This window comes from Brucella anthropi (genome assembly GCF_046630315.1).
Classification (GTDB): Bacteria; Pseudomonadota; Alphaproteobacteria; order Rhizobiales; family Rhizobiaceae; genus Brucella; species Brucella anthropi_A.
In genome coordinates, this window is the sequence record NZ_LQBD01000001.1 from 181,851 (window position 1) to 204,827 (window position 22,977).

Consider the following 22,977-nt stretch of genomic DNA (forward strand, 5'->3'; position numbering starts at 1 on the left):
TTTATCCCGAAACCGGTTCCCGCTTTCGGGAGACATGCTCTAGCTTTCAAAATCCCCGAACATATCTTGAAGCCGCGTGAGGTTTTGCACGCGCTCGTCCACCGCGTTGCCGAGCAGCACGATGATATGGGAAAGCATCAGGTCCATCACTGCCGTCATCGTGGCTGCACCATCCCAGAGCGGGCCATGGGAGCCCGGAACGATCAGGGCGATGTCGGCGACCTCTTCCGCCCATGGGCAGAATTCGTCGGTGAGAAGAATGACCTTCACGCCGGCGCGGCGCGCTTCCATGGCGAGAGGCCGCGCCTTGGAGGCAAAGCGGCGGACATCGTGCAGGAACAGCACGCGATTTTCGACCGACCCGTCCAGCACTTCCGCATAGGTGCCGTTGAGCCCGTCCATGAAGGAAACCCGCGGGCGGGAATAGGAAAGCTGCGAGGCAAAATATTGCGCGATGCCGCGCACATTCTGGTAGGCGGCGACATAGACTTCGCTCGCTTTCATCAGGGCGTCGATGGTCTGTTGCCATTCGGGGCGGGTCGTCAGGTCGTAGACCACACCAAGATTGTCGATCTGCTGCTGCACCAGCCGCGCAAGCAGCTTGTTCTCGCGGATATCCTGCTGAAGCCGCGCGACCTGGCCTTTCACCTCCCATGCGGGATTGGAACGCCCGCGCCGCAGCGCGGTTTTCATTTCCTCAAGCCCGTCGAAGCCCAGCCGCCGCAGATAGCGTCCGACCGTCATCTGCGAGATGCCAAGCCGGGCCGCGATGGATTTCGCCGTCTCGAAAGGAAGCTCGGCAAGATTGCGCTCGATATATTGGGCAATCAGCTTATCGGCTTTGGATTTGCGCATTTCCGCGCTTTGCAGGCGTGCAATAATGTCTTTGGCCAAACCTGTTCTCCTGCCAGCCCGCCCGCGATGCCGCGGACGGGCCTGCATGACAGCTTGACCACGTTTCAATGAGCTTGTTTCATCGAAACGTGGTCAAGCCCGTGCGGCGATTGAGCATTTTCAGGGCGTGGATAGCGTTAGCATCGTAGCGCCCCGGTATTATTGTGCTGTTTTCACTTTTGTCCAGACCCGGTCGAGCTGGCGGATGCCAGAGCCGAGATCGTCGAAAATCTGAAGCCGCTTCATGGTTTCGTCGGTCGGGTTGATTTCCTTGCTGTTCTTGATGTTGTCGGGCGTCAACTGGCGGGCAGGCACATTGGGCGTGCCGTTGGTCTGTTGCGCGACATTGAGCGCCGCGATTTCCGGGCGTGTGTAAAACTGCATGAACTTGACGGCGTTTTCCTTGTTCGGCGCTGATTTCAGCACGCACATGTCTTCCTGATACATGGTCGCGCCTTCTTCCGGGATGACATAGCCAAGGTCCTTGGGATTGCCGAAAACGTCGATCATGCTGCCGACGAAGAAATGCGCGGCCGCCACATCGCCAGCACCCACCATGGGGCGTGAATCATAGGTGAAGGCGGCGACATAGGGTTTCATCGCAATCACCGTGTCGGCGGACTGCTGCAATTCTGCCGGGTCGGTGGAATTGACCGAATGGCCGTTCAGGATGAGGCCAAGGCCCAGCACTTCGCGCATGTCGTCCAGAAGGGTGATTTTCAGGTTCTTCTCCTTCACCGTCGCAAGCAGGTCCTTCCAGCCCGCCACATCCTTGCCGAGCACCCGGCGGTTGTAGAGAATGCCCACCGTGCCGAAAGCATAGGGCAGGCAATATTCGCCCTTCGGGTCGCTTTTGGCGCGCAGGAATTGCGGATCGATGTTCTTGAACCCGTCATAGGTGTTGATATCGGTCTTTTCTAGAAGATCCAGCTTGGACATGATGTCGTGCATATGCACCGACGGGAAAACAATGTCGTAGCCGCTGGCGCCGCCCTGAATCTTCGCCAGCATTTCCTCGTTGGAGGAATAGGTCGAGAGATTGACCTTGATCTTGGTCTCTTCCTCAAACTTCTTCAGGACGGCGGGATTGATATATTCGCCCCAGTTGTAGATGTTCAGTTCGTCCGCGAGGGCCGCACTTGCAGGTAGGGCAAGAACGGTAAGCGCAACGAGGCCGAGACGCCGGAGGGCGCCCTTGAAGATCGTCATTTTGGTTCCCCTTGTCATATTTTCCCCCGCAGAACCCCACGCATCCCCAGGCTTTGCAAAAGCTCCGGCACGATGGAAGACCGATCCTTCGAGGCGTTGACTTGTACGAAAAAATGATATCAACATACCTAAATCACGCAAGCGTTAATTTGATAACATTTTGGGGAACGACACATGCGGGATGCGATTGTGCGGCTGATGTCAGCCGCCAAGACCTTTGCCAGTCCGGAGGGCGGCGAGGTCAGGGCGCTGGATGGCATCGATCTGGATATCGGGCGCAATGAATTCATCACCTTGCTCGGCCCTTCGGGCTGCGGCAAGACCACCTTGCTTCAGGTCATCAGCGGTTTTGTGGAACTGGATGCGGGGCGCATCGAGATCGACGGTATCGATATGACCGACCGTCCGCCCTACCGGCGGCCGGTGAATACGGTTTTCCAGAATTATGCGCTGTTTCCGCATATGACCGTTGGCCAGAATGCGGGCTATGCGCTGGAAGTGGCGGGCATCGGCAAGGCCGAGCGCACCGAGCGGGTGCGGGCCGTCTTGCAGATGGTTGGCCTCTCCGGCATGGAGGCGCGGCTGCCGCGGCAATTGTCCGGCGGGCAACAGCAGCGCGTGGCGCTGGCGCGCGCGATTGTCGCGCGGCCCAAGGTCCTGCTCCTGGACGAGCCCTTGTCGGCGCTGGACAAGAATTTGCGCGAGGCGATGCAGCTTGAGCTGAAAACGCTTCAGAACGAACTCGGCATCACCTTCATCTTCGTCACGCACGACCAGCAGGAAGCGCTCACCATGTCGGACCGCGTGGCGGTGCTGAACAATGGCCGCATCCAGCAGCTCGATACGCCGCGCACGATCTATGACAGGCCGGTCAATGCCTTTGTCGCCAATTTTGTCGGCGCCAGCAATCTGCTGGACGGCAGGGATGAGGCGGGCGGTTTCGTGCTGGATGACGGCACGGTTCTAAGCCGTACCGGCGGCGAGACGGCAAGGGCGCGCGGCACGGCGCTTCTGCGTCCTGAAAGCTTTTCCCTTGCGGCGCGGGAGCAGGGTTCCCCTTCGCTGGAGGTCACGCTGGACCAGATCGTTTTCGTGGGGGCGTCTTTCGAGCTTTTCGGGCGCACGGCCTCGGGCCGCAAGCTGATGGCGCAGATACCCGCAAGCGAGAAGGCGGCGGTGGCGGCCCTTCAGCCGGGCCATGCGGCGCGCTGGTATTATGATCCCGCAAGCGTCCATCTTCTGTGTGACGGGGAGGGCGCGCAATGACCCCCGCCGCTCGCCAGCGCTTGCAGCTTTCCATGCTTCTTGGGCCTGCCACGCTGTTCCTGCTCGTCTTTTTTGCCGTACCGCTCGGCATCATGGTGGTGACGAGCTTTCTTGCGCCCGGCCTCTATGGCGGGGTGGAATGGGAATTCTATCCGCATAATTTCGGGCGTATTCTGGGCTTCGCCGATCCGGCGTTCGAGGAATATGACCCGATCTATATCGCGATCTTCTACCGCTCGCTGAAAATCGCGGCGGTGACTGTCGTGGCGTCGCTTCTGGTCTGCTATCCGGCGGCGTTTCATATCAGCCGATTGCCCGACCGATGGAAGAACTTCTGCCTTTTTCTCATTACCCTGCCGTTCTTTTCCAGCTTGATCGTGCGGCTGTTCGTCTGGGTGATGATCCTGCGTCCCACCGGCCTCATCAATGAAACGCTCCTGTCGATCGGTGCGATCACGCGCCCTCTCGACATGATCTATACGGATGGCGCCATCGTGCTTGGCATGGTCTATGTGTTCCTGCCATTCATGTTCATGCCGGTCTATGCCAGCATCGAGAAACTGGACTGGCGGCTGGTGCAGGCTTCGCTTGATCTCGGCGCGGGGCCGGTGCGCACATTCTTCCGCGTCGTGCTGCCCTTGACCGCGCCCGGCATTTTTGCCGGTTCGGTGATTGTCTTCATTCCCGCGCTTGGCAATTTCGTCGTGCCGGCCGTGCTCGGCGGGGCAAAGGTGATGATGCTTGGCAATCTGATCGAGGGGCAGTTCCTCGCCGCCCGCAACTGGCCGTTCGGCTCCGCGCTGGCGATGATGGTCATGGCGGTCATGCTGGTTCTGCTGCTCATCTATGTGCTTTTGACCAACCGGCGCAACGCGGCCGAAGCCCGCGCACGCTAAAGGGAGGCGACAACCATGAAAACTTTGCGTTCTCTCTTCAATGGCGGGCTGACAGCCTATACCGCCCTGTTCTTCGCCTTCATCTATATTCCGCTGGTGCTCATTGCCGTCTATTCGTTCAATGCCAATCCCGTGAACATGATGGTGTGGAGCGGCTTCACGGCGGAATGGTATGCGCAGGTTCTCGGCTTCAAGACCGGCGTGTCCGAAAGCGCGCTCTATATAGAATCGACCAGCCAGCTTGTCGCCGCCGTGTTCAACAGCCTGAAAATTGCCGCCTCCACCACAATCATCTCGACCGTGATGGGCACGGCGCTGGCGATTGCCATGCATCGCTATAATTTTCTGGGCAAACGTTTCTATCAGGTGGCGCTTTTCATGCCGATGCTGATGCCGGATATCGTGCTCGGCATCGCGCTCCTCATCTTCTTCGTCAATGCGGGCATTCACCTGGGGCTCACGACCATTATCGTGGGCCAGTGCACCTTCCTGATTTCCTATGTCTTCATCGTGGTTTCAGCGCGCCTGGCGGGCATGGATCGGACGTTGGAACATGCATCCGCCGATCTTGGCGCGAATGAATGGATGACCTTCCGAAAGGTTGTGCTGCCGCAGCTCATGCCCGGCATATTGGGCGGCGCGCTGCTTGCCTTCATCATCTCGATGGATGATCTCGTCATAACCTATTTTATCGCAGGCGTGGATGTCACCACCCTGCCGATGTTCATCTTCGCCATGCTCCGGCGCGGCATCAAACCGGAAATCAACGCGATTGCGGTGATGATGCTGACATTCTCCTTCCTCGTGGCCTCTCTCGGCCTCTATCTTCGCTCCCGGCAGAAATAACATGACCGTACAGACAACGACCCGCAAACCCCGTGGCCGCGATATCGGCTTGCCTTTCACCGGCCGCACCGGCCCGCACAATGCCATCACCGATGTTGCCGGTGTGGGCGTCGGGTTCCGCACCATCATCGAGAATGAGCCGCGGCCGGGCCGCAAGCGCCCGGTGCGCACCGGCGTCACCGCCATCCTGCCGCATATGAGGTCCGATGTGCCGGTTCCCGTCTATGCGGGGGTACACCGCTTCAACGGCAATGGCGAAATGACCGGCACCCACTGGATCGAGGATGGCGGCTATTTTCTCGGGCCGGTCGTCATCACCAATACGCACGGCGTCGGAATGGCGCATCATGCCACCGTGCGCTGGATGACGGAGCGTTATGCCTCGACCTACCAGACCGATGATTTCCTGTGGATCATGCCGGTAATAGCCGAAACCTATGACGGCGTGCTGAACGATATCAACGGCCTGCCCGTGACCGAGGCGGATGTTCGCGCCGCCCTTGAAAATGTGTCGTCCGGCCCGGTGCAGGAGGGCAATTGCGGCGGCGGCACGGGGATGATCACCTACGGTTTCAAGGGCGGTACGGGAACGGCTTCGCGCGTGGTCGAGTTCGGCGGGCGAAGCTTCACCATCGGCGCGCTGGTGCAGGCCAATCATGGCCAGCGCGACTGGCTGACAATTGCCGGGGTTCCGGTCGGGCAGCATATGCGCGACGGCACGCCGCAAAGCCAGTTGCAGGAGCGCGGCTCGATCATCGTCGTCCTTGCGACGGACCTTCCCCTGATGCCGCACCAGTTGAAGCGGCTGGCGCGCCGTGCTTCCATCGGCATCGGGCGCAACGGCACGCCGGGCGGAAACAATTCCGGCGATATATTCCTCGCCTTTTCCACTGCCAACGAGCGCCCCATGCAGCACCGCGCCGCGCCTTTCCTTGAGGTCGAGCTCGTCAATGACGAACCGCTCGATCCGTTCTATCTCGCGGCGGTGGACAGCGTGGAGGAAGCGGTGGTCAATGCGATGATCGCCGCCGAGGATATGGGCGGGACGCCCCATGACCGGCTTCTGGTCCAGGCCATCGATCATGACCGTCTCCGCGAGGTGTTGCGCCAGTACGGACGCCTTGCCTGATGCGCCAGGGCATTTTGCGGTTCCAGTGATTCCGCTTTAGCCGGAACCGCCCTAACGGTTAAATGGCGGCGGCATCTCCCAGATAGAGCTGGTGAAGGCGGGCGGGATCGCGCGCCAGCGCCTCGCTGCCGCCATCATAGACAATCTGGCCGCGGCGCAGCACATAGGCGCGGTTTCCGATGGAAAGCGCCAGCGCGGCGAACTGCTCGACCAGCACGATCGCCATGCCATTATCGGCCAGTTGCCGCACGGCGCGCATCAGCCGACTGACGATGACGGGGGCAAGCCCCGACGACATCTCGTCGATCAGCATCACTTTGGGCCGGTTGACGATCGATCGGGCGATGACAACCATCTGCTGCTCGCCGCCCGACAACATGCCCGCCTTCACGTCGCGCCGTTGCAAAAGTTCCGGGAAGAGGCCATAGGCCTCGCCCGGATCGGCATCGGGGTGAAGCGCGACGCGGATATTCTCGTCGGTCGTCATGTCCGGGAAAACCGTTCGGCCCTGCTCGACATGGCTCAGCCCCGCCTTTGTGCGCGCGCCAGGCCGCAATCTGGCAAGTTCGGTTTCGTCCAGACGGATTGTTCCCGCACGCGCCGGGATGATGCCGGAAAGACTTTCCAGAAAGGTGGTCTTGCCCGCGCCGTTGGAGCCCAGAAGCACGCTGATCTCGCCGCTCCTGACCTCCACGTCCACGCCGCGAATGACGGGAATGCTGGCACGGTCCACTTGCAGCGCCTTGACGGAGAATATCGTCATTCGGCGGCCTCCTCGAAATCAACGCCCATATAGGCTTTCTGTACTTCCGGCATGTCCAGCACCTCCGCCGGTTCGCCCGAAGCGATCACCTGCCCGAAATCGAACACGGTAATGGCCGTGCAGGCCCGCCGCACGAGATCCATGTCATGCTCGATCAGCAGGACGGCGCTGCCGAAGGTGGCGGGGATGGCGGCGATCCGCTCGCCCAGCTTCAAGGCTTCGTCATAGGAAATGCCGGCGGCTGGTTCATCGAGCAGGATCACCGGCGCGCGCGAGGCGACGGCGCCTGCAACATCCAGCAGGCGGCGCGTGCCCGCATCGACGGACGCGATCGGCGTCTCGGGCGGCGGACAACCGAACCAGCCAAGCAGGCTTTCCAGCTCCGTCTGTCCTATGGAACCGGCGGCAAGGCGAATATAGTCGCCGACCCGCAATTCCGGCGCGATGCGTGTTGTCTGCCAGGTGCGGCGAATGCCGGCCTTGGCCCGCGCCGTTGCCGAAAGCGCCTCAAGCGGCTTTCCATGCAGAAGAACCGTGCCGTCATAACGCGGCAGGAACCCGGCAATGGCGTCCACCAATGTCGATTTGCCCGCTCCGTTCGGCCCGACGAGGCCCATAACCGTACCGGCTGACACTGTGAGGCTGACCTTGTTCAAGGCCGTCACCGCACCATAGCGCACCGTAAGATCGCGGACTTCAAGCACCGTGCCTTCGCCGATGGCTGGCGGGGAATTGGTGAGTGCTTGTGCTGCGGATATGGCCCGTTCGGCGCGCCGCGGGAACAGTTTCCCGGCAAGCCGTGTCCAGCTTTCCGCAATGGTTTCGCCACTCGACAGGGCTTGCACCGCACCCAAGGCGAAAAAGACGTTTCCGATATCCTGCGGAAGATTGAGGCGGCGCAGAAGTTCTGGAAACAGCACGATCAGCACGCCGCCTATAAGCGCGCCGAGGGTGAAATGTGCGCCCGCCATGGTTGCCACGGCAAAGAGCGCCAGCGATTGCATCATGGAAAAATTTTCCGCGACCAATGTGCCGAGATAGCCCGCCAGCAAGCCGCCGGATATGCCGGAAATAAAGGCGGAAATCGCAAAGGCGCTGAGCTTGGCGCGCGGGATGCTGATGCCGTTTGCCGCTGCGGCGCGTTCGGAATGGCGCACCGCCAGCCACGAGGCGCCAAGCCGCGAATGGCTGATGAATTCCAGCACCACGGCGATAATGCCATAGGCGAGAAGGACGAAGAGGAAATAACCCCGGTCGCTTGCGAAGAGATCGGGCCTTGCCACTTGCGTAAAGCTTGTCTGGCCGGGGAAAGTGATGGTGGCCAGCACCGTATCGAAAGCGGCGGCAAAGGACAAAGTGACGATGGCAAGATTGATCCCGCGCAGGCGAAGGGCGGGCAGGCCGATGGCAATGCCGACCGGAACGGCGGCAAGCCCGCCAAGCAGCACCCAGACGGCAAGGCCCCCCGGCGCTTCGATAAGGTTGAGATAGCCCGTGACCCAGGCGCCGACGCCCGCAAAGGACATTTGGCAAAGCGAGATCATGCCGGTGCGGCCCGCAACAAGGCCGAGGCTTTGCAGCGCTATGCCCACGATGAACACGGCCGTTATCAGGAATACCCAATATTTCGGAAAGCCCAGGAGGATCACGGCGCCGAGCGCTGCAAGCGCGAGGGCAATGAGGGCGGCGCGGAAACTAGCGTGCTTCATCCCAGCGGGCTCCCCGTTGCGACCACAGAAGGACGGCAAGAATGACGAAGAAAGGCACGGTGCTGCGATATTGGCTGACGATATCGATGGTGCTGACCGCGCCTTCCAGAATGCCGATCAGCACGCCGCCAGCAAGGGCCGCGCGAAAGCTTGAGAAGGCGCCGATCAGCGCCGCAGCAAGGGCCGGAACGACGAGAAGGCTGAGCGACGCGAAATCCGGCGAGCGCAGCGGCGCGATCACCATCAGCGCGAAGGCCGTGACCGCGCCGGTGACGGCCCAGACGCCGAGCGCCAGAAGACGCACGCGGATGCCGATCAGTTCAGCCGCCATGGGCCTTTGCGACAGCGCGCGCAATTGCAGGCCGGTGCGGGTGCGCGCAAGGAATTGCTCGGTGAGAACCGTAAAGGCGATGGAAAGCACAAGCGTCAGCACCGCGGCCCAGGTCACTTCCACGCCCGCCAGCCGGAAGGCCGAACCGGAAATGACTTCCGGGAAATAATGCGGGTGCTGCCCGCCGGTGAGGCGCAGGCCCACGGCGATGATGCCGACCAGAAGTGCTGCCGTGACGGCGGCCTTGGTCGAGGCGTTGGCATTGGCAAACCACGTGGTCATCACAAGCCCGACGAGGATGCCCGCAAGCGCGCCCGCCGCAACGCCGAGAAGCACGGCAAGCGCCAGCGGCACGCCCGCCTCGGCCAGCGCCACCATGATGAATGTGCCGATGGCCCCGATGGCGGCTCCGGTGAAATTGACCACGGCTACGAGCCTGTAGGTGAAGATGGCGCACACGCCAAGGATTGCGTAGGCGCCGCCTGCCGACAATCCGGCGACGGCGGCAGAAAAGAGAGAGCTCATGTCCGGCACTCCAGAAATTTGCGTATGTTCACCGGGCGGCCACAGTGCGCCCGGTGAAACAGGGGTCAGTCTGCTTTTGAAAGCGAGAACCAGTCATTGGTCTTGACCGTCCATTTGCCCGCGTCGAGCTGCATGACCTTTGTTGCCTGCATCGGCGAGTGGGCCTTGGCTTCGCCGAAGACATAGGGGCTGCCCGCCATCGGATAGTGCAGTTCCTTGCCTTGCTTCAGCGCTTCCGTCACGGCTTCGCGCGTCACTTCGCCGTCAATGCCGGAAATCGTGTCGATCATCACCTTCGCCGCCAGATAGCCGCCCTGCGAGAAGGCCGTCTTGGCAAGCCCTGCCGTGTCCATCGTCTTGATCCAGTCGGCATTGGCCTCGCTGGCCTCGGTATAGGGTTCCCATTCCGTGCCGACATAGATGGGCTGCTTGCTGTCGGCGAGTGCCTTTGCCACACCTTCCGTATAGCCGGGCGCGAGGAACAGCCAGTTGATGCCTTCCACCTTCTGCGCGTCGACGGTCTTGATCCATTGCACGACACCCGGCTCGACCTGATTGGTCAGCACCGCATCGCAACCGGCATTGCGCGCCTTGATGACATAGGGCGTGAGGTCGCCCTGTGCGGGCAGCGTCATGTCGATGAGGGCGATCTTGTTTCCGCTCGCTTCTTCCCAGCGGGAAACGGCATTGGCATAGGCCTCCTGCGTGCCGCCGATGACGAGGAAGAAGGCGCAAAGCTTCTTCGCGCCGAGATTCTTCATCGCATAGTCGAGCATGACGGTGGTCAGCGTGTAGGGGCCGACATTGACCGGGGCGATGCTGGGCGCGTTGAAGCAAAGCGGGTCCACCCCCACGCCCTGCACATCCAGCACATCGTTGCGGTTATAGGTGGCGGCATTGACCGCGCAGTCGAGCAGGCTTGCGCCGCCCGCCAGCGCCACGACGGACTTGTTGTCGATCAGGTCACGGGCGGCTTGTGCCGCCACCTGCGGGTCGCCCTTGTCGTCGGCAATGGAATATTCAACCTTGCAGCCATTGATGCCGCCGGCATCGTTCAGCTGCTTGAAGACGGCCGCCGCCGCTTTCGGCGCGTCCGAAAAATCCACGACGCCTGTAACTGTCGAGACGGCGCCAAGCTGGATCGGGCCGTTTTCGCAGGTCGGCGCGGCTTGCGCGGCTGTGGCAAGGGCCCAAAGGCCGAGCGCCATGCCCGCAACCCGCAGGCAGGTGTCCTTTATCGGTTTCATGTTTTTCCTCCCCGTTCATTGTTTCCCCGCCATGGCGGGATGCATTATCGGTATCAGCGCCGATAGACGGCGCGGCCCGCAAAATAGGTGGCCAGGACTTTCGTGTCGGCGATCCTGTCCGGGGTCACGTCGAAGACATGCTGGTCGAGCACGATGATGTCCGCGGACTTGCCGGGCTGGATGGAGCCCGTTTCCTCCCCGATGCCCATGGCGATTGCCGCGTTGAGCGTGAAGATGCGGATGGCGGTTGCAAGGTCGATGGCCTGTTCCGGCCAGAGCGAAACGCCCGCAAATGCGCCGGATGGGTTCTGCCGCGTGACCATGCCTTCGATCCCCGTCCATGGATCGGGCACGGGAATGACGGGCCAGTCGGAGCCGCCCGCAAGAAGCGCGCCGGATTTGTGCAGATCGGCAATCGGCCAGAAGCGGGTTGCGCGCTCGTCGCCCATGGCTTCCTTGTGGCCTTCGAGGAAGGTGGTCGGATACCACATCATTGGAGACAGGTCGGCGACGACGGAAAGCCTTGCGAAGCGTTCGATATCCTGCGGGCGGACATAGCTTGCATGGGCGATGTGATGCATCACCTTGGCCGGGCCGTTGAAGTGCCGCACGGCCTCCACCGCATCCAGCATTTCGGTGACGGCATAATCGCCGGTGCAGTGGATTTTCAATCCCATGCCGAGCTTTTCGGACTTGTCGATATGCTGGACGAGATCGGGATAGGGGACGAGCGTTTCGCCGCGATGGCCGCGCGGGTGCACGCCATCATCCAGATAGGCATCATGAAAGGCGCTGGTTCGCGCGCCCGGAACGCCATCAAGGAATATCTTGGTGAAATTCGGCCTGACATGCCGGGTGCGGTATTCATCGCGCAGCGCAAGCAGCTCATCGCCGGAAAGGCCGAACATGAAGGATGGCTCGATCAGGGGCAGGGAGGTGACGGCCCAGGCCGTCAGCTTGCCCTTGTTGTCCAGTCCGGTCAGCGCCTTCATGATCGGGAGGACGGAGGCGGCATCCTGAAAGGCGGTGACGCCATAGGAATTGACGATTTCCACCGCGCGGGCAATGGCTGCCTCTCCCATTGCCTCGGTGAAGTGGTCGGCGGCAACACGCTCGACGATACCGGCAGCCGATTCCACCAGAAGCCCGGTCAGGCGGCCCGTCGAGGGATCGCGCCCGAAGGAACCGGCGGGCGGGTCCGGCTGGTCGTCGGCAATGCCGCACATCTGCAATGCCACGCTGTTGACCCAGCGATTGTGCATGGTTTCATCCCGCAGCAGGACGGGATGGCCAAGGCTGGCCGCATCGAGCCTGGCAAGCGAGGCCTCGCTGTTGAGCGCGGTTATCATATCCGCGCCCCACTGGTTGGCGACAATCCACTGGCCGGGCACTGCTGCCTCGGCCTGGCGGCGCACATGGGCGCAGATGTCATCGACGCTTGCGCCCGCCGGCAATTGCGTTTCGAAGAGATCGGCCTGGCCGCCCATCATGATGTGATTGTGCACATCCACGAAACCCGGCATGGCCATGCGCCCGCCAAGGTCCACCACTTCCGTTTCACTGCCTTGAAAGGCTTCGATTTCAGCCTTGCTGCCGACCGCCAGAATGCGCCCGCCGCCAATGGCGACAGCCTCCGCCCAGGGGCGTGCGGCATCGACAGTATAAAGGCGGCCATTGGTGAGGATGAAATCTGCGTGCGTCGCACCGGTCATGTATAGTGTTCCCTTATGGTTCATTATTCGAACCCATTATTTGTTTGTTAGATTGCCGCGACTGCGATGGCGTGTCAATATATTTCACACGTTAAATATTTTGATGTGCAGGGAATGATGATGAAAAAGGCGGCCGGATCAATCCGAAGCCGCCCTTGTCGCTCTTATGGATGGAAACAGCGTCAGAGCTGAATCCACGCCGTTTTCAGGTCGATATATTTGTCGAGCGCATGGAGCGACTTGTCGTGGCCATTGCCGGATTGCTTGACGCCGCCGAGCGGAACCGTGTTGTCGGACCCGCCATAGGTGTTCACATGGACCACCCCGGCGCGGATGCCCCGGACCATGCGGTGCGCGCGGGACAGGTTGCCGGTCCAGACCGCCGAGGCGAGGCCGTAATCGCTGTCATTGGCAATTTTCAACGCATCCTCTTCCGTGTCGAAGGGGATGATCGAAAGAATCGGGCCGAAAACCTCCTCGCGGGCAAGCGTCATGCCGGGGGCGACATTGAAGACGGTCGGCTGCATGTAGAAACCGCCGGTTTCTTCGAGGATGCGCTTGCCGCCGGTGCGCAGCCGCGCGCCTTCCGAAAGCGCCTGTTCGGCGAAACCCAGATTTTTCCGAAGCTGCACATCGCTGGAAATGGCGCCGGCCTCGGTTGCAAGGCTGAGCGGGTCGCCAACCTTCATCGCGGCGGCGATGGCGCTGACTTTTTCGGCGAATTTCTCGGCGATGGAACGCTCGACCAGAAGGCGCGAACCCGCGACGCAGACCTGGCCGGAATTGCGGAATATGCCATAGGCCGAAACTTTCGCCGCCTGCGCCAGATCGGGCGCATCGGCGAAGACGATGTTGGGCGATTTGCCGCCAAGCTCCAGATAGACACGCTTGAGGTTCGAGCGGGCGGAATATTCGAGCAGTTTGCGGCCCACGAAGCCGGAGCCGGTGAAGGCCAGAACGTCGATATCGGGATGCAGCCCCAGCGCCTCGCCGGTAACAGGTCCGGCGCCCGTCACGACATTGAGCACACCGTCCGGCAATCCGGCCTCAGTGCAAAGCTCGGCCAGCCGCAGCAGCGACAGCGAAGCGCCTTCGGCGGGTTTGAGCACGATCGAATTGCCCGCCGCCAGGGCGGGCGCGATCTTCCAGGCGCCGATCATCATCGGAAAATTCCATGGCACAATGGCGCCCACTACACCGACCGGCGCGCGGTGCACGAGGCCGAGAATATTTTCAGCCGTGGGGGCGATCTCGCCATAGACCTTGTCGATGGCTTCCGCGTAATAGCGGAACGAATTGGCGGCGCTGCCGGGCTCCGCCTTCAACGCCATCGAGATTTCGGTTCCGTTGTCCCGCACGCCGAGAACGGCAAGCTCTAGGGCATCCCGGTCGATCAGCTCAGCGATTTTCAAAAGGACCTTCCTGCGCTCGGCCGGTGCGGCTTTTGCCCATGTGCCTTTTTCGAAACTGTGCCGCGCCGCAGCGACGGCGCGGTCCACGTCAATGGCCGCGGCGGCGGCGATTGTCGTCAGCTGCGTCCCGTCGATGGGCGAGATGACCGCCATCACATTTCCGTCGGCAGCGGGTTGCCAGCGGCCATTGATGAACAGGCCTTGCGGCGATACGGCTTGTTGGCGCAGACGGTTGATCTTGTCTTGCATGGCGGCACTATCCTCAATTCGCAAATGCAGATGCGGCGCCCTCCTTGCGGGAGAGCGCCGGAATGTCAGCGGTCAGACGGTCTGGCCCGCGCCCAGCCGGGCGAAGCCTGCGGCATTGGCGCCCTTGAGGCGCAGTGCAAGCAGCAGGCCCGCAATCGCCGCCACCAGCACAAGGCCCGGCAGGAACACGGCCATGAAGCCGTTCGCACCGGCGATGCTGCCGAAATTGACGGCAATATAGATCACGAGAAGGCCAAGGATGATGCCCGTCACCAACGGCAGGATGCGCGTGGTGAAGGGATTGCTTTCCAGCCCCGGACGACGTGCGAAAAAGGCGATGATGGCAAAGGCGGTGAAGGTCATGAGAAGCATGATCGCCAGCGTACCGACATTGGTTGCCCAGGAAAAGAGCGCCAGGACAGGGTCTTGTCCGGTGGCCGCGAAAATGCCCACGACGACGATTGCAATGACGGTCTGGACGACGGAGCCGACATGCGGGCTTTGATAGTGCGGATGGGTGACACCGAGCCCGCGCGGCAGCAGGCCTTCACGGCCAGCCACATACATGTAGCGGGCAACGCCGTTGTGGAAGGCGACCACGCCTGCAAAGAGGCTGGTGACGAAGAGAAGGTTCATGACCGGGATGATCCAGTGCCCGACATAACGCTCGGCAAGGCCGAAGAGGAAGGTCGTGGGGTCTTGCAGAGCCTGCAATTCGCCGACGAGCTTGTCGGCGCCTGCGCCATTGACCATCAGCCATGAGGTCAGCATGTAGAAAAGGCCGATGATCAGCACGGAAATATAGGTCGCGCGCGGCACGGTGCGGCCCGGATCGCGGGCTTCCTCGCTGTAGATCGTGGTTGCTTCGAAACCGATGAACGCGGCGAAGCAGAAAAGAATGCCGATGGCGGGCGTGCCGCTCAGGAAGGCGGACGGTGTGAAGGGTTCCATCGTAAGGCCGCTGTCGCCGCCGGAAAACAGGATGGCGGCGTCGATCACCAGCACGACGAGATATTCCAGAACCACGAGCACGGTGAGAACCCGCGCCGAAAGATCGACCCGGCGATAGCCGAGCACGGCAACGGCTGCGATGCCGATATAGGTCCATGCCCACCAGGGCAGGTCGAGGCCGAGGCCCGCCATGAAGCCGGATGTTGCCGCGCCGAAAAGGCCGAACACGCCGATCTGCATGGCATTATAGGCCAAAATGGCGAGAAGTGCCGCCGCGCCGCCCATGAGGCCACCCAGCCCCTGTGCGGTGAAGGCATAGAACGCCCCGGCATTGCGGATATGCCGCGCCATGGCGACATAGCCCACCGAAAACATCAACAGAACGCTGGTGACGATCAGGAAAGTGAGCGGGATGCCGGCCCCGTTTCCAAGCAGCATGGAGAGCGGCACGCCGCCGGCCACGGCAGTCAAAGGTGCGGCCGCAGAGACGACGAGAAAGGTAACAGCCGCCACGCCGAGGCTGTTTTTTCGCAATTGATTGGCTTGTTCAGGCAGTTCGCTAGAATCGCTCATGATGTTTGTTCCCCTGGATACTTGAAAAACCGCGTTCCACATCGCGGCCGTAAAGTCGAAAGCGCTATTCGGGCAGTTTTTCTGTTGTTGAAGTCCGAATTTGCCCGGTTCATTATTTAAACCGATGCTTCAAATATAGACTTGCAAAGAGTCCGGGTTCCTGTCAAGTTATTTCGCATGTTAAGTATCTGTGCCGTGCGAAGCGCCCCGCGGGAGAGTGGGGGAGGAGCTTGGGAAACGCCGCCGCCAGGCGCGTTGGCGGGCATGGGGCTTGACCTGAGGAGGACTATGAATGAGCACCATTGGCAAAGCTCTGACGCTTCTGGACGTCCTGTCGCGGCTGAACACCGTGGCCGGACTGACGGAGATTGCGCAGGCCTGCGGTTATGATAAGGCGACGACCCGCCGTTTTCTGGTCGAACTGGAAAGGCACGGCTTCGTCGAGCAGCTGGCCGACAGCCGCAAATACCGAATCGGGGCCGAGCCGCTGCGGCTCGCGCGTATTCGCGAAGCCCGTTATCCCTTTCTGGGCACGGCCCTTCCATTCATAAGGCAACTCGCCGAGCGTACCGGCGAAACCGTGCATCTTTCCGAATTTTCCAATGGGCGGCTTTCCACCATTCATGTGGAAGAATCGCCCCGCGCCCATCGGGTTTTCGTCAATGTCGGCATGATCCTGCCTTTCCACGCCACGGCGTCGGGCCTTGCCTATCTGGCAGCCTGTGCGGACGACGTGGTGGAGGCCACCGTGGCGAAATCGCTCGATACATTCACGCAATTTACACTTGCCGATCCGGGGGAAGTCCGGCAGCGCGTGCAGGAAGCGCGGCAGAACGGCTTTTCCGTCAACCGGCAGGGGCTTGAGGTGGGCGTGATGAGCACATCGGCAGCGATTCTCGCGCCTGATTCCAGGCCGGTTGGCTGCATCACGGTGGCAGCCCCCCTTGCGCGCGCCGATGACGGGGTCGTCATGCGGTATGGCGCGGACGCCCATGCCACGGCCGAGGCCATTTCCGCTGCCCTGTTCGGAGAACACAGGCACATCCGTTTCAATCAATCGAAGAGGAACGGTTGATGACTGCGAATACCAATTCCCCCCGCATTCTGGTGATCGGCACGGGCGATACCAAGAGCGACGAACTGCTTTTCATGGCGGATGTCGTCGAAAGGGCCGGCGGCACGCCCGTCATGATTGATGTCAGCATTTTGGGCAATCCGCCCTATGAGCCGGCCTATTCCAAGCATGATGTGGCCGGGGCTGCCGGAACGACGGTTCAGGCGATCATCGACAGCGGCGATGAGCATAGCGCCATGGCGCTCATGGCCGAAGGCGCGACGGCTCTCGTCCGCGGCCTTTCGCAACGCGGTCAGGTCGATGGCATGATTGCGCTCGGCGGTTCGCTCGGCACCGATCTTGCGCTGGATATCGCGGCGGTCCTGCCGCTCGGCGTGCCGAAATTCATCGTTTCGACCATCGCCTATTCGCATCTCCTGCCGCCGGAGCGCATCGCGCCCGACCTCATGATGATCCTCTGGGCCGGAGGGCTTTACGGCCTCAACCCGATCTGCCGTTCCGTCCTGTCGCAAGCCTGCGGCGCGGTGGTGGGCGCGGCGAAGATGGCGGAAAAGCCCAACGCCGAAAAGCCGCTGATCGGCATGACCTCGCTCGGTTCTTCCTGTCTCAAATATATGCGCTTCCTGAAGCCGGAACTGGAAAAGCGCGGCTATGATGTCGCGATATTCCACGCCACGGGCATGGGTGGGCGCGCCTATGAGGCGGTTGCGGCGCAGAAGGGTTTTGTCGCTGTTTTCGATTTCTGCATACAGGAAGTGACCAATGCCCAGAGCGGCTCTGTGGTTACATCCGGGCCGGACCGCATGGAAAATGCCGGGCGGGCGGGCATACCCCAGATCATCGCGCCGGGGGCCGTGGATATGGTGGATATGCCCGCCTGGCAGAATGTGCCGGACCAGTTCCGGGATCGGCCCTATCACGCCCATAACCGGCTGATCGCATCCATCACCGTTGCACCCGAGCAGCGCCGCGAGGTGGCCCGCGTGGTGGCGGCCAAGCTGGAGCGCGCTGTCGCGCCGGTTGCCTTCATCCTGCCGTCCGGCGGCGTGCAGGAATGGGATCGCAACGGCGAACCCTTGCATGAGCCGGAGGCGCTCGATGCCTTTCTTGACGAGATGCGGGGCGCTGTTTCCAGGGCGATCACCTTCGAGGAAGTGGATGCGCATATCAATGCGCCGGAATTTGCATCGCGCGCCCTTGCGGTCTTCGACCGCTGGGTCGCGGAAGGAATTGTAGTGAAAGGCAATGTCGCATGAACAAGGGCCGCATGAACAAGGCTCTCATTCTCGATTTTGGCGGCGTGGTGACACGCACATTGTTCGAGACCCACGATATTACGGAAAGGGCGCTCGGCCTTCCCGCGGGAAGCCTTGGCTGGAAGGGCCCCTTCGATCCGTCCACCGACCCGCTCTGGGTGTCGATGCAGGCGCGCGAAATCACCGAACGCGATTACTGGATGACGCGCACCCGCGAAACCGGCGCGCTTCTGGGGGAAAACTGGACGGACATGAAAACCTTTGTCCAGCGTGCGCGCGGCGCGGAACCGGAGCTGGTGCTGCGCCCGGAAGCGCGCGACGCCATCCTGAGGGCAAAGGCGGCGGGTCTGAAGCTTGCGATCCTCTCCAACGAGCTTGATCTTTTCTATGGCGTGGAGTTTCGCAAGCGTTTCCCGCTGATCGAGCTCTTCGATGTGATCGTGGACGCCACCTACACCAAGATTCTGAAACCAGACCCGCGCGCCTATGAACAGGTGTTGGCGGAGCTGGCGCTCGACCGCGCCGATTGTGTGTTCGTCGACGACCAGAAGAAAAATATCGAAGGGGCGGAGGCGGTCCACCTGCCGCATGTGCACTTCGACGTGACCCGGCCTGCGGAAAGCTATGCGCAGGCGCTGAAAATGCTCGGAATTTGAAAGGTTATCCTCATGCGTGATTCCAATTTCCTGATCGAGAACAATGCCCGCCACCTGTGGCACCCCATGGCGCATCCGGCGGAGATGCAGGCCAATCCGCCCCGCATCGTCAATGGCGGCGAGGGCGTCTCGGTGATCGACATTCACGGCAAGAAGGTTCTCGATGCGGTCGGCGGTCTGTGGAACGTCAATCTGGGCTATTCCTGCGAGCCGGTGAAGAAGGCGATCCGTGACCAGCTCGACAGCCTGCCTTATTATTCGACCTTTCGCGGCACGACCAACTCGCCCCTGATCGAGTTATCCTATGAGCTTGTCGAATTCTTCAAGGAAGACGGGCTGACGCGCGCTTTCTTTACTTCCGGCGGATCGGATTCGGTCGAAACGGCGCTGCGGCTTGCCCGCCAGTTCCACAAGATCAACGGACAGCCGGAACGCACGAAATTCGTTTCGCTGAAAAAGGGTTATCACGGCACGCATTTCGGCGGCGCTTCGGTCAACGGCAATGCCAATTTCCGCCGCAACTACGAGCCGCTTCTGCCGGGCGTGTTCCATCTGGCGGCGCCCTATCCCTATCGCAATCCGTTCAATACGGACGACCCGGCGGCGATTGCTGCGGCGATTGCGCGCCAGTTTGAGGATGAAATCGCGTTTCAGGGGGCGGACACCATTGCCGCCTTCATCATGGAGCCGGTGCTGGGAGCAGGAGGCGTGATTGTGCCGCATGAAAGCTTCATGCCGCTGATGCGTGAAATCTGCGACCGGCACGGCATTCTCCTGATTGCCGACGAGGTCATCACGGCTTTCGGGCGTACCGGCGCATGGACCGGCTCGCGCGGATGGGGGGTGAAACCCGATATGATGACGACCGCCAAGGCAATCACCAACGGTTATTTCCCCTTCGGCGCGGTGATGATTTCCGACACGGTGGCGAGCGTTTTTGAGGCGAACAAAAATTCGCTCGGCGCAATCGGCCATGGCTACACCTATTCCGGCCATCCGGTGGGTGCCGCGGCGGCCCTTGCCACGCTGAAGGAAACGGCGCGCGCCAACACGGCGGCCAATGCCGGGGCGCGCGGTGTCGAACTTATGGCGGGGCTCAATCGGCTGAAGGAAAAGCACGGGCTTGTGGGTGACGTGCGCGGCAAGGGCCTGATGGCGGCGCTGGAACTCGTTTCCGATCGTGAGAAGAAGAGCGCCGCCGCCAAGGCCGTGGTGCAGAAGGTTTATGATGTCGCCTATGAGGAAGGCGTCATGGTGCGCACTTCCGGTGCCAATGTCATCATTTCGCCGCCGCTCATCATCACGGCAGACGATGTGAACCGCATTGTTTCCGCGCTCGATGCTGGCCTTTCCGCTGCGAAGGGACAGTGAAATGAGTGGAAATCACGAACTGATCGCCCGCCGGGAGCGGCTGCTTGGCCGCAACATGTCCCTGTTTTATCAGGACCCGGTGCATCTGGTGAAGGGCGAAGGGGTCTGGCTCTGGGATGCGGACGGGCGCAAATATCTCGATTGCTACAACAATGTGCCGCATGTGGGCCATTGCCATCCGCGTGTGGTGGAGGCGATCTGCCGTCAGGCCTCGATGCTCAACACCCATACGCGCTATCTGCATGAGGGAATTCTGGATTATGTCGAGCGGCTGACCGCGACTTTCGACAAAAGCCTCGATGCGGCGATCCTCACCTGCACCGGCAGCGAGGCGAATGACGTGGCCCTGCGCATGGCGCAGGCGGTAACGGGCAAGACCGGCATCATCGCAACCGACTTCACCTATCACGGCAACACGACGGCGGTATCGCAGCTTTCGACGCGAATGCCGCCGGTGGGCGGCTATGGCGGCCATGTGCGCCATGTGCCCGCGCCGGACAGCTATCGCCCGCTCGGCGGCGAGGGGGGCGAAGCCTTCGCGCAAGCCTGGGCGGCGGAGGTGGAAAAGGCCATCGCTTCGTTGCAGGCAAGCCCGTTCGGCTTTTCCGGCCTCATCATCGACCCGTTCTTTGCCAATGAGGGTTTTCCCGATCTGCCGGAGAATTTTCTGGCCCCCGCCATCGCTGCGGTCAGGAAGGCGGGCGGCGTGGTGATCGCCGACGAGGTGCAGCCGGGTTTCGGACGCACGGGCGGACATATGTGGGGACACCAGAAGGCAGGCATCGTGCCGGACATCGTGACGCTCGGCAAGCCGATGGCTAACGGCCACCCGGTTGGCGCGGTGGTTGCCGGTGCGGATACGCTGAATGCCTTCCGGAAGGCCTTCCGCTATTTCAACACCTTTGGCGGCAATCCGGTTTCCTGTGCTGCGGCGATGGCTGTGCTCGACGTGCTGGAGGAGGAAAACCTCCAGGCCAATGCGTTGGAGGTTGGCGCTTATGCACGCCGGGGACTGGAAAAACTGGCCCGGAAACATGGCGCGATCGGCAATGTTCGCGGCAGCGGGCTGTTTTTCGGCGCGGAACTCGTTCTCGACCGGGCGGAAAAAACACCGGCGGCAGAGCTTGCCACGCGGGTCGTGAACGAAATGCGCGAACGCGGCGTGCTGATGAACAAGCTCGGCATTCACCAGAACGCCACCAAGATCAGGCCGCCCATGCCGTTCTCGAAGGAGAATGCGGACCTCATGCTTTCCACGCTGGACGATGTTCTGGGCGGATTGTAACGCGATGGGAAACATTCTCGACAATCTGGCGGGGCGCGCCTCCGCGGCCCTTGCCTTCTGGGGCTTGCCGGAACAGAGGCCCGAACTTTTGAAATATCGTGAAAACGCGGTTTTCAAGGTCCGGCTTCGGGATGGCAATCCGGCGGCTCTGCGCCTGCATCGCCCCGGCTATCATGCGCGCGCGGCGCTGGTTTCGGAACTGGTGTGGATGGATGATCTGCGCAAGCGCGGCATCGCCGTGCCCCAACCGCTGGCTGCATTGGACGGTGCATTTCTGGTCGCATTGGATGCCCCGGAAGGGGCGACCTATCATGCCGACCTGATCGGCTGGGTCGACGGTGACCCGCTTGGCGAAACGGGCACGCCGCTTTTCCGGCAGGGCCGTGACCTGCCTGCGGTTTTTCATGCTATTGGCGGCGAAATGGCGCGGATGCATGAGGCTGCGGACAGGTTTTCCCGCCCGGCTGATTTCGAACGCCCGGCATGGGATGTGGCGGGCCTTTTGGGCGAGGCGCCGTTCTGGGGCCGTTTCTGGGATTGCGAGGCGCTGGGCGCGGACGACCGCATCTATCTTGCGCGGCTGCGTGAGGATTTGTCGGCGGTGCTGGCAGATCTGGCGCCGCAACTCGACCAGGGGCTCATTCATGCCGATCTGGTGCGCGAAAACGTCTTTGTGCGTGACGGCGCGGTGGCATTCATCGATTTTGATGATTGCGGCTTCGGTTTTCGCCTGTTCGATCTGGCGACGGTGCTGTTGCGCAACAGGCGCGAGCCGGATTATCCGGCGCTGCGCGCGGCACTTCTGGACGGTTATGCAGCCGTCAGGCCCCGCCTTGCGCGGGAGTTCGGGCATCTCCCGCTTTTCCTGCTGCTGCGCGCGCTGACCTATATCGGCTGGGCGGCTGCAAGGCCGGAACTGCCCGACAATCTTGCCCGCCTCAGCCGCTATGTGGCGGACGTGCGCGCCCTGGCCGAAGAGGAGGGTGTCAGTCGTTGATCGCCGCCAGATCGTCCAGCATGACCAGAAGCTGGTCGATCCGCTCGCGGCCAAAACGTTCCTCGATCATCTGATAGATAAGGCGGCTTTCCGGGGCCACTTCCTTGATGATCGCAAGCCCGGCCGGGGTGATCTGCAACAGCACGCGGCGTCCGTCATTTTCGTCCCTGGTCTTGGTGATGATGCCGCGTTCCTCGAGCGAGCGGATGATGCGGGTGAGGCTGGGCGCAAGGATAAAGGCCCGCTCGGCCATTTCCGAGGCATCGACGATGTCCGTTTCCGCCAGAATGCGGATGACGCGCCATTGCTGCTCGGTGATGTCGTGCTGGGCCAGCATCGGCCGGAAATGGCTCATCACCGCCTCGCGGGCGCGCAGGAGGGCGATCGGCACGGAACGGCGCGTGTTGCGGGGAAGCAGGGCATCCTGCTGGATTTTGGTCTTGGGCGACGATCGATCTTGCATCCTGGTTTTATCCTGCATTTTTTTGCGCTTTTCAATGATTGGAACGGGGAGATCGCGAGGGAACGGCTTGACAGGGGTGGAGGCTATTATTAACATGTTAAATATAATCACGACAGATCGCAATGCAAGCGAACAGCCGGAACAGGTACGGGGCCGGGTTTC

At 61.6% G+C, this 22,977-nt stretch carries 20 protein-coding genes; 10 read left to right on the forward strand and 10 right to left on the reverse strand.

The annotated features are described in order from the left end of the window. Positions 1–39 precede the first annotated feature (39 nt). Entirely contained in the window at positions 40–894 is an 855-nt protein-coding gene (locus tag AVM02_RS00790) for a MurR/RpiR family transcriptional regulator (protein ID WP_411505118.1), read from the reverse strand. Positions 895–1,053: 159 nt separating this feature from the next. Then, entirely contained in the window at positions 1,054–2,103 is a 1,050-nt protein-coding gene (locus AVM02_RS00795) for a spermidine/putrescine ABC transporter substrate-binding protein (RefSeq protein WP_411505119.1), read from the reverse strand. A 174-nt stretch (positions 2,104–2,277) separates the two neighbouring features. Here AVM02_RS00795 and AVM02_RS00800 point away from each other — a divergent pair, with 174 nt between their 5' ends. The 4 genes from AVM02_RS00800 to AVM02_RS00815 are packed head-to-tail and all read left to right on the forward strand — an operon-like array spanning position 2,278 to position 6,240. Beyond that, positions 2,278–3,369: an ABC transporter ATP-binding protein gene (locus AVM02_RS00800; RefSeq protein ID WP_411505120.1), complete on the forward strand. Its 1,092-nt coding sequence runs from the start codon at positions 2,278–2,280 to the stop codon at positions 3,367–3,369. Next, the gene (locus tag AVM02_RS00805; protein WP_411505121.1) at positions 3,366–4,265 is read left to right on the forward strand and encodes an ABC transporter permease; all 900 of its coding nucleotides are present in this window, start codon (positions 3,366–3,368) and stop codon (positions 4,263–4,265) included. Before AVM02_RS00800 ends, AVM02_RS00805 begins: the two co-directional genes overlap by 4 nt. Positions 4,266–4,280: 15 nt before the next feature. Then, complete coding sequence (locus AVM02_RS00810; protein WP_411505122.1) at positions 4,281–5,111, forward strand: ABC transporter permease; 831 nt, start codon at positions 4,281–4,283, stop codon at positions 5,109–5,111. 1 nt (position 5,112) lies between these two features. Continuing rightward, the gene (locus tag AVM02_RS00815) at positions 5,113–6,240 is read left to right on the forward strand and encodes a P1 family peptidase (protein ID WP_411505123.1); all 1,128 of its coding nucleotides are present in this window, start codon (positions 5,113–5,115) and stop codon (positions 6,238–6,240) included. Positions 6,241–6,298: 58 nt separating this feature from the next. Here the strand turns inward: AVM02_RS00815 and AVM02_RS00820 are convergent, their stop codons facing one another. From AVM02_RS00820 to AVM02_RS00850, 7 genes are all read right to left on the reverse strand, one after another. Continuing rightward, positions 6,299–7,003, reverse strand: coding sequence for an ABC transporter ATP-binding protein (locus AVM02_RS00820; protein WP_411505124.1), 705 nt, complete (start codon positions 7,001–7,003; stop codon positions 6,299–6,301). Beyond that, complete coding sequence (locus AVM02_RS00825) at positions 7,000–8,712, reverse strand: ABC transporter permease subunit (protein ID WP_411505125.1); 1,713 nt, start codon at positions 8,710–8,712, stop codon at positions 7,000–7,002. The genes AVM02_RS00820 and AVM02_RS00825 overlap by 4 nt, the downstream gene beginning before the upstream one ends. Next, positions 8,699–9,568: a branched-chain amino acid ABC transporter permease gene (locus AVM02_RS00830; protein WP_411505126.1), complete on the reverse strand. Its 870-nt coding sequence runs from the start codon at positions 9,566–9,568 to the stop codon at positions 8,699–8,701. Before AVM02_RS00830 ends, AVM02_RS00825 begins: the two co-directional genes overlap by 14 nt. Before the next feature lie 65 nt (positions 9,569–9,633). Continuing rightward, positions 9,634–10,815 carry an ABC transporter substrate-binding protein gene (locus AVM02_RS00835; RefSeq protein WP_411505127.1) on the reverse strand — a complete coding sequence of 394 codons (1,182 nt, stop codon included), beginning with the start codon at positions 10,813–10,815 and terminating at the stop codon, positions 9,634–9,636. Between the two features lie 53 nt (positions 10,816–10,868). Then, on the reverse strand, positions 10,869–12,527 hold the full coding sequence (locus tag AVM02_RS00840; protein WP_411505128.1) for an amidohydrolase: 1,659 nt from the start codon (positions 12,525–12,527) through the stop codon (positions 10,869–10,871). 182 nt (positions 12,528–12,709) lie between these two features. Continuing rightward, positions 12,710–14,188 (reverse strand): aldehyde dehydrogenase, encoded by a 1,479-nt coding sequence (locus AVM02_RS00845; RefSeq protein ID WP_411505129.1) that lies wholly within the window; start codon positions 14,186–14,188, stop codon positions 12,710–12,712. Positions 14,189–14,260: 72 nt separating this feature from the next. Then, positions 14,261–15,712 carry an APC family permease gene (locus AVM02_RS00850; RefSeq protein WP_411505130.1) on the reverse strand — a complete coding sequence of 484 codons (1,452 nt, stop codon included), beginning with the start codon at positions 15,710–15,712 and terminating at the stop codon, positions 14,261–14,263. A 292-nt stretch (positions 15,713–16,004) separates the two neighbouring features. On the opposite strand from AVM02_RS00850, the gene AVM02_RS00855 reads away from it, so the two are divergent. The 6 genes from AVM02_RS00855 to AVM02_RS00880 are packed head-to-tail and all read left to right on the forward strand — an operon-like array spanning position 16,005 to position 22,352. Further along, positions 16,005–16,787, forward strand: a complete 783-nt coding sequence (locus tag AVM02_RS00855) for an IclR family transcriptional regulator (RefSeq protein ID WP_411505131.1) — start codon at positions 16,005–16,007, stop codon at positions 16,785–16,787. Then, entirely contained in the window at positions 16,787–18,043 is a 1,257-nt protein-coding gene (locus tag AVM02_RS00860) for a Tm-1-like ATP-binding domain-containing protein (protein ID WP_411505132.1), read from the forward strand. Before AVM02_RS00855 ends, AVM02_RS00860 begins: the two co-directional genes overlap by 1 nt. Before the next feature lie 11 nt (positions 18,044–18,054). Then, positions 18,055–18,699 carry an HAD family hydrolase gene (locus AVM02_RS00865; protein WP_411505294.1) on the forward strand — a complete coding sequence of 215 codons (645 nt, stop codon included), beginning with the start codon at positions 18,055–18,057 and terminating at the stop codon, positions 18,697–18,699. A 12-nt stretch (positions 18,700–18,711) separates the two neighbouring features. Next, positions 18,712–20,070: an aspartate aminotransferase family protein gene (locus AVM02_RS00870; RefSeq protein ID WP_411505133.1), complete on the forward strand. Its 1,359-nt coding sequence runs from the start codon at positions 18,712–18,714 to the stop codon at positions 20,068–20,070. A 1-nt stretch (position 20,071) separates the two neighbouring features. Then, on the forward strand, positions 20,072–21,355 hold the full coding sequence (locus tag AVM02_RS00875) for an aspartate aminotransferase family protein (RefSeq protein ID WP_411505134.1): 1,284 nt from the start codon (positions 20,072–20,074) through the stop codon (positions 21,353–21,355). 4 nt (positions 21,356–21,359) lie between these two features. After that, entirely contained in the window at positions 21,360–22,352 is a 993-nt protein-coding gene (locus tag AVM02_RS00880; RefSeq protein ID WP_411505135.1) for a phosphotransferase enzyme family protein, read from the forward strand. On the opposite strand, the gene hpaR is transcribed toward AVM02_RS00880, so the two are convergent. Next, positions 22,342–22,833: a homoprotocatechuate degradation operon regulator HpaR gene (hpaR, locus tag AVM02_RS00885; RefSeq protein WP_411505136.1), complete on the reverse strand. Its 492-nt coding sequence runs from the start codon at positions 22,831–22,833 to the stop codon at positions 22,342–22,344. The two genes, AVM02_RS00880 and hpaR, sit on opposite strands and share 11 nt — an antisense overlap. Positions 22,834–22,977: the final 144 nt, after the last annotated feature.

What these genes read in the sequence shown, in the direction of transcription:
- AVM02_RS00795 (WP_411505119.1), bottom strand. Translation starts at nt 2,103, where the DNA reads ATGACGATCTTCAAGGGCGCCCTCCGGCGTCTCGGCCTCGTTGCGCTT.
- AVM02_RS00800 (WP_411505120.1), top strand. Translation starts at nt 2,278, where the DNA reads ATGCGGGATGCGATTGTGCGGCTGATGTCAGCCGCCAAGACCTTTGCC.
- AVM02_RS00805 (WP_411505121.1), top strand. Translation starts at nt 3,366, where the DNA reads ATGACCCCCGCCGCTCGCCAGCGCTTGCAGCTTTCCATGCTTCTTGGG.
- AVM02_RS00810 (WP_411505122.1), top strand. Translation starts at nt 4,281, where the DNA reads ATGAAAACTTTGCGTTCTCTCTTCAATGGCGGGCTGACAGCCTATACC.
- AVM02_RS00815 (WP_411505123.1), top strand. Translation starts at nt 5,113, where the DNA reads ATGACCGTACAGACAACGACCCGCAAACCCCGTGGCCGCGATATCGGC.
- AVM02_RS00820 (WP_411505124.1), bottom strand. Translation starts at nt 7,003, where the DNA reads ATGACGATATTCTCCGTCAAGGCGCTGCAAGTGGACCGTGCCAGCATT.
- AVM02_RS00825 (WP_411505125.1), bottom strand. Translation starts at nt 8,712, where the DNA reads ATGAAGCACGCTAGTTTCCGCGCCGCCCTCATTGCCCTCGCGCTTGCA.
- AVM02_RS00830 (WP_411505126.1), bottom strand. Translation starts at nt 9,568, where the DNA reads ATGAGCTCTCTCTTTTCTGCCGCCGTCGCCGGATTGTCGGCAGGCGGC.
- AVM02_RS00835 (WP_411505127.1), bottom strand. Translation starts at nt 10,815, where the DNA reads ATGAAACCGATAAAGGACACCTGCCTGCGGGTTGCGGGCATGGCGCTC.
- AVM02_RS00840 (WP_411505128.1), bottom strand. Translation starts at nt 12,527, where the DNA reads ATGACCGGTGCGACGCACGCAGATTTCATCCTCACCAATGGCCGCCTT.
- AVM02_RS00845 (WP_411505129.1), bottom strand. Translation starts at nt 14,188, where the DNA reads ATGCAAGACAAGATCAACCGTCTGCGCCAACAAGCCGTATCGCCGCAA.
- AVM02_RS00850 (WP_411505130.1), bottom strand. Translation starts at nt 15,712, where the DNA reads ATGAGCGATTCTAGCGAACTGCCTGAACAAGCCAATCAATTGCGAAAA.
- AVM02_RS00855 (WP_411505131.1), top strand. Translation starts at nt 16,005, where the DNA reads ATGAGCACCATTGGCAAAGCTCTGACGCTTCTGGACGTCCTGTCGCGG.
- AVM02_RS00860 (WP_411505132.1), top strand. Translation starts at nt 16,787, where the DNA reads ATGACTGCGAATACCAATTCCCCCCGCATTCTGGTGATCGGCACGGGC.
- AVM02_RS00865 (WP_411505294.1), top strand. Translation starts at nt 18,055, where the DNA reads ATGAACAAGGCTCTCATTCTCGATTTTGGCGGCGTGGTGACACGCACA.
- AVM02_RS00870 (WP_411505133.1), top strand. Translation starts at nt 18,712, where the DNA reads ATGCGTGATTCCAATTTCCTGATCGAGAACAATGCCCGCCACCTGTGG.
- AVM02_RS00875 (WP_411505134.1), top strand. Translation starts at nt 20,072, where the DNA reads ATGAGTGGAAATCACGAACTGATCGCCCGCCGGGAGCGGCTGCTTGGC.
- AVM02_RS00880 (WP_411505135.1), top strand. Translation starts at nt 21,360, where the DNA reads ATGGGAAACATTCTCGACAATCTGGCGGGGCGCGCCTCCGCGGCCCTT.
- hpaR (WP_411505136.1), bottom strand. Translation starts at nt 22,833, where the DNA reads ATGCAGGATAAAACCAGGATGCAAGATCGATCGTCGCCCAAGACCAAA.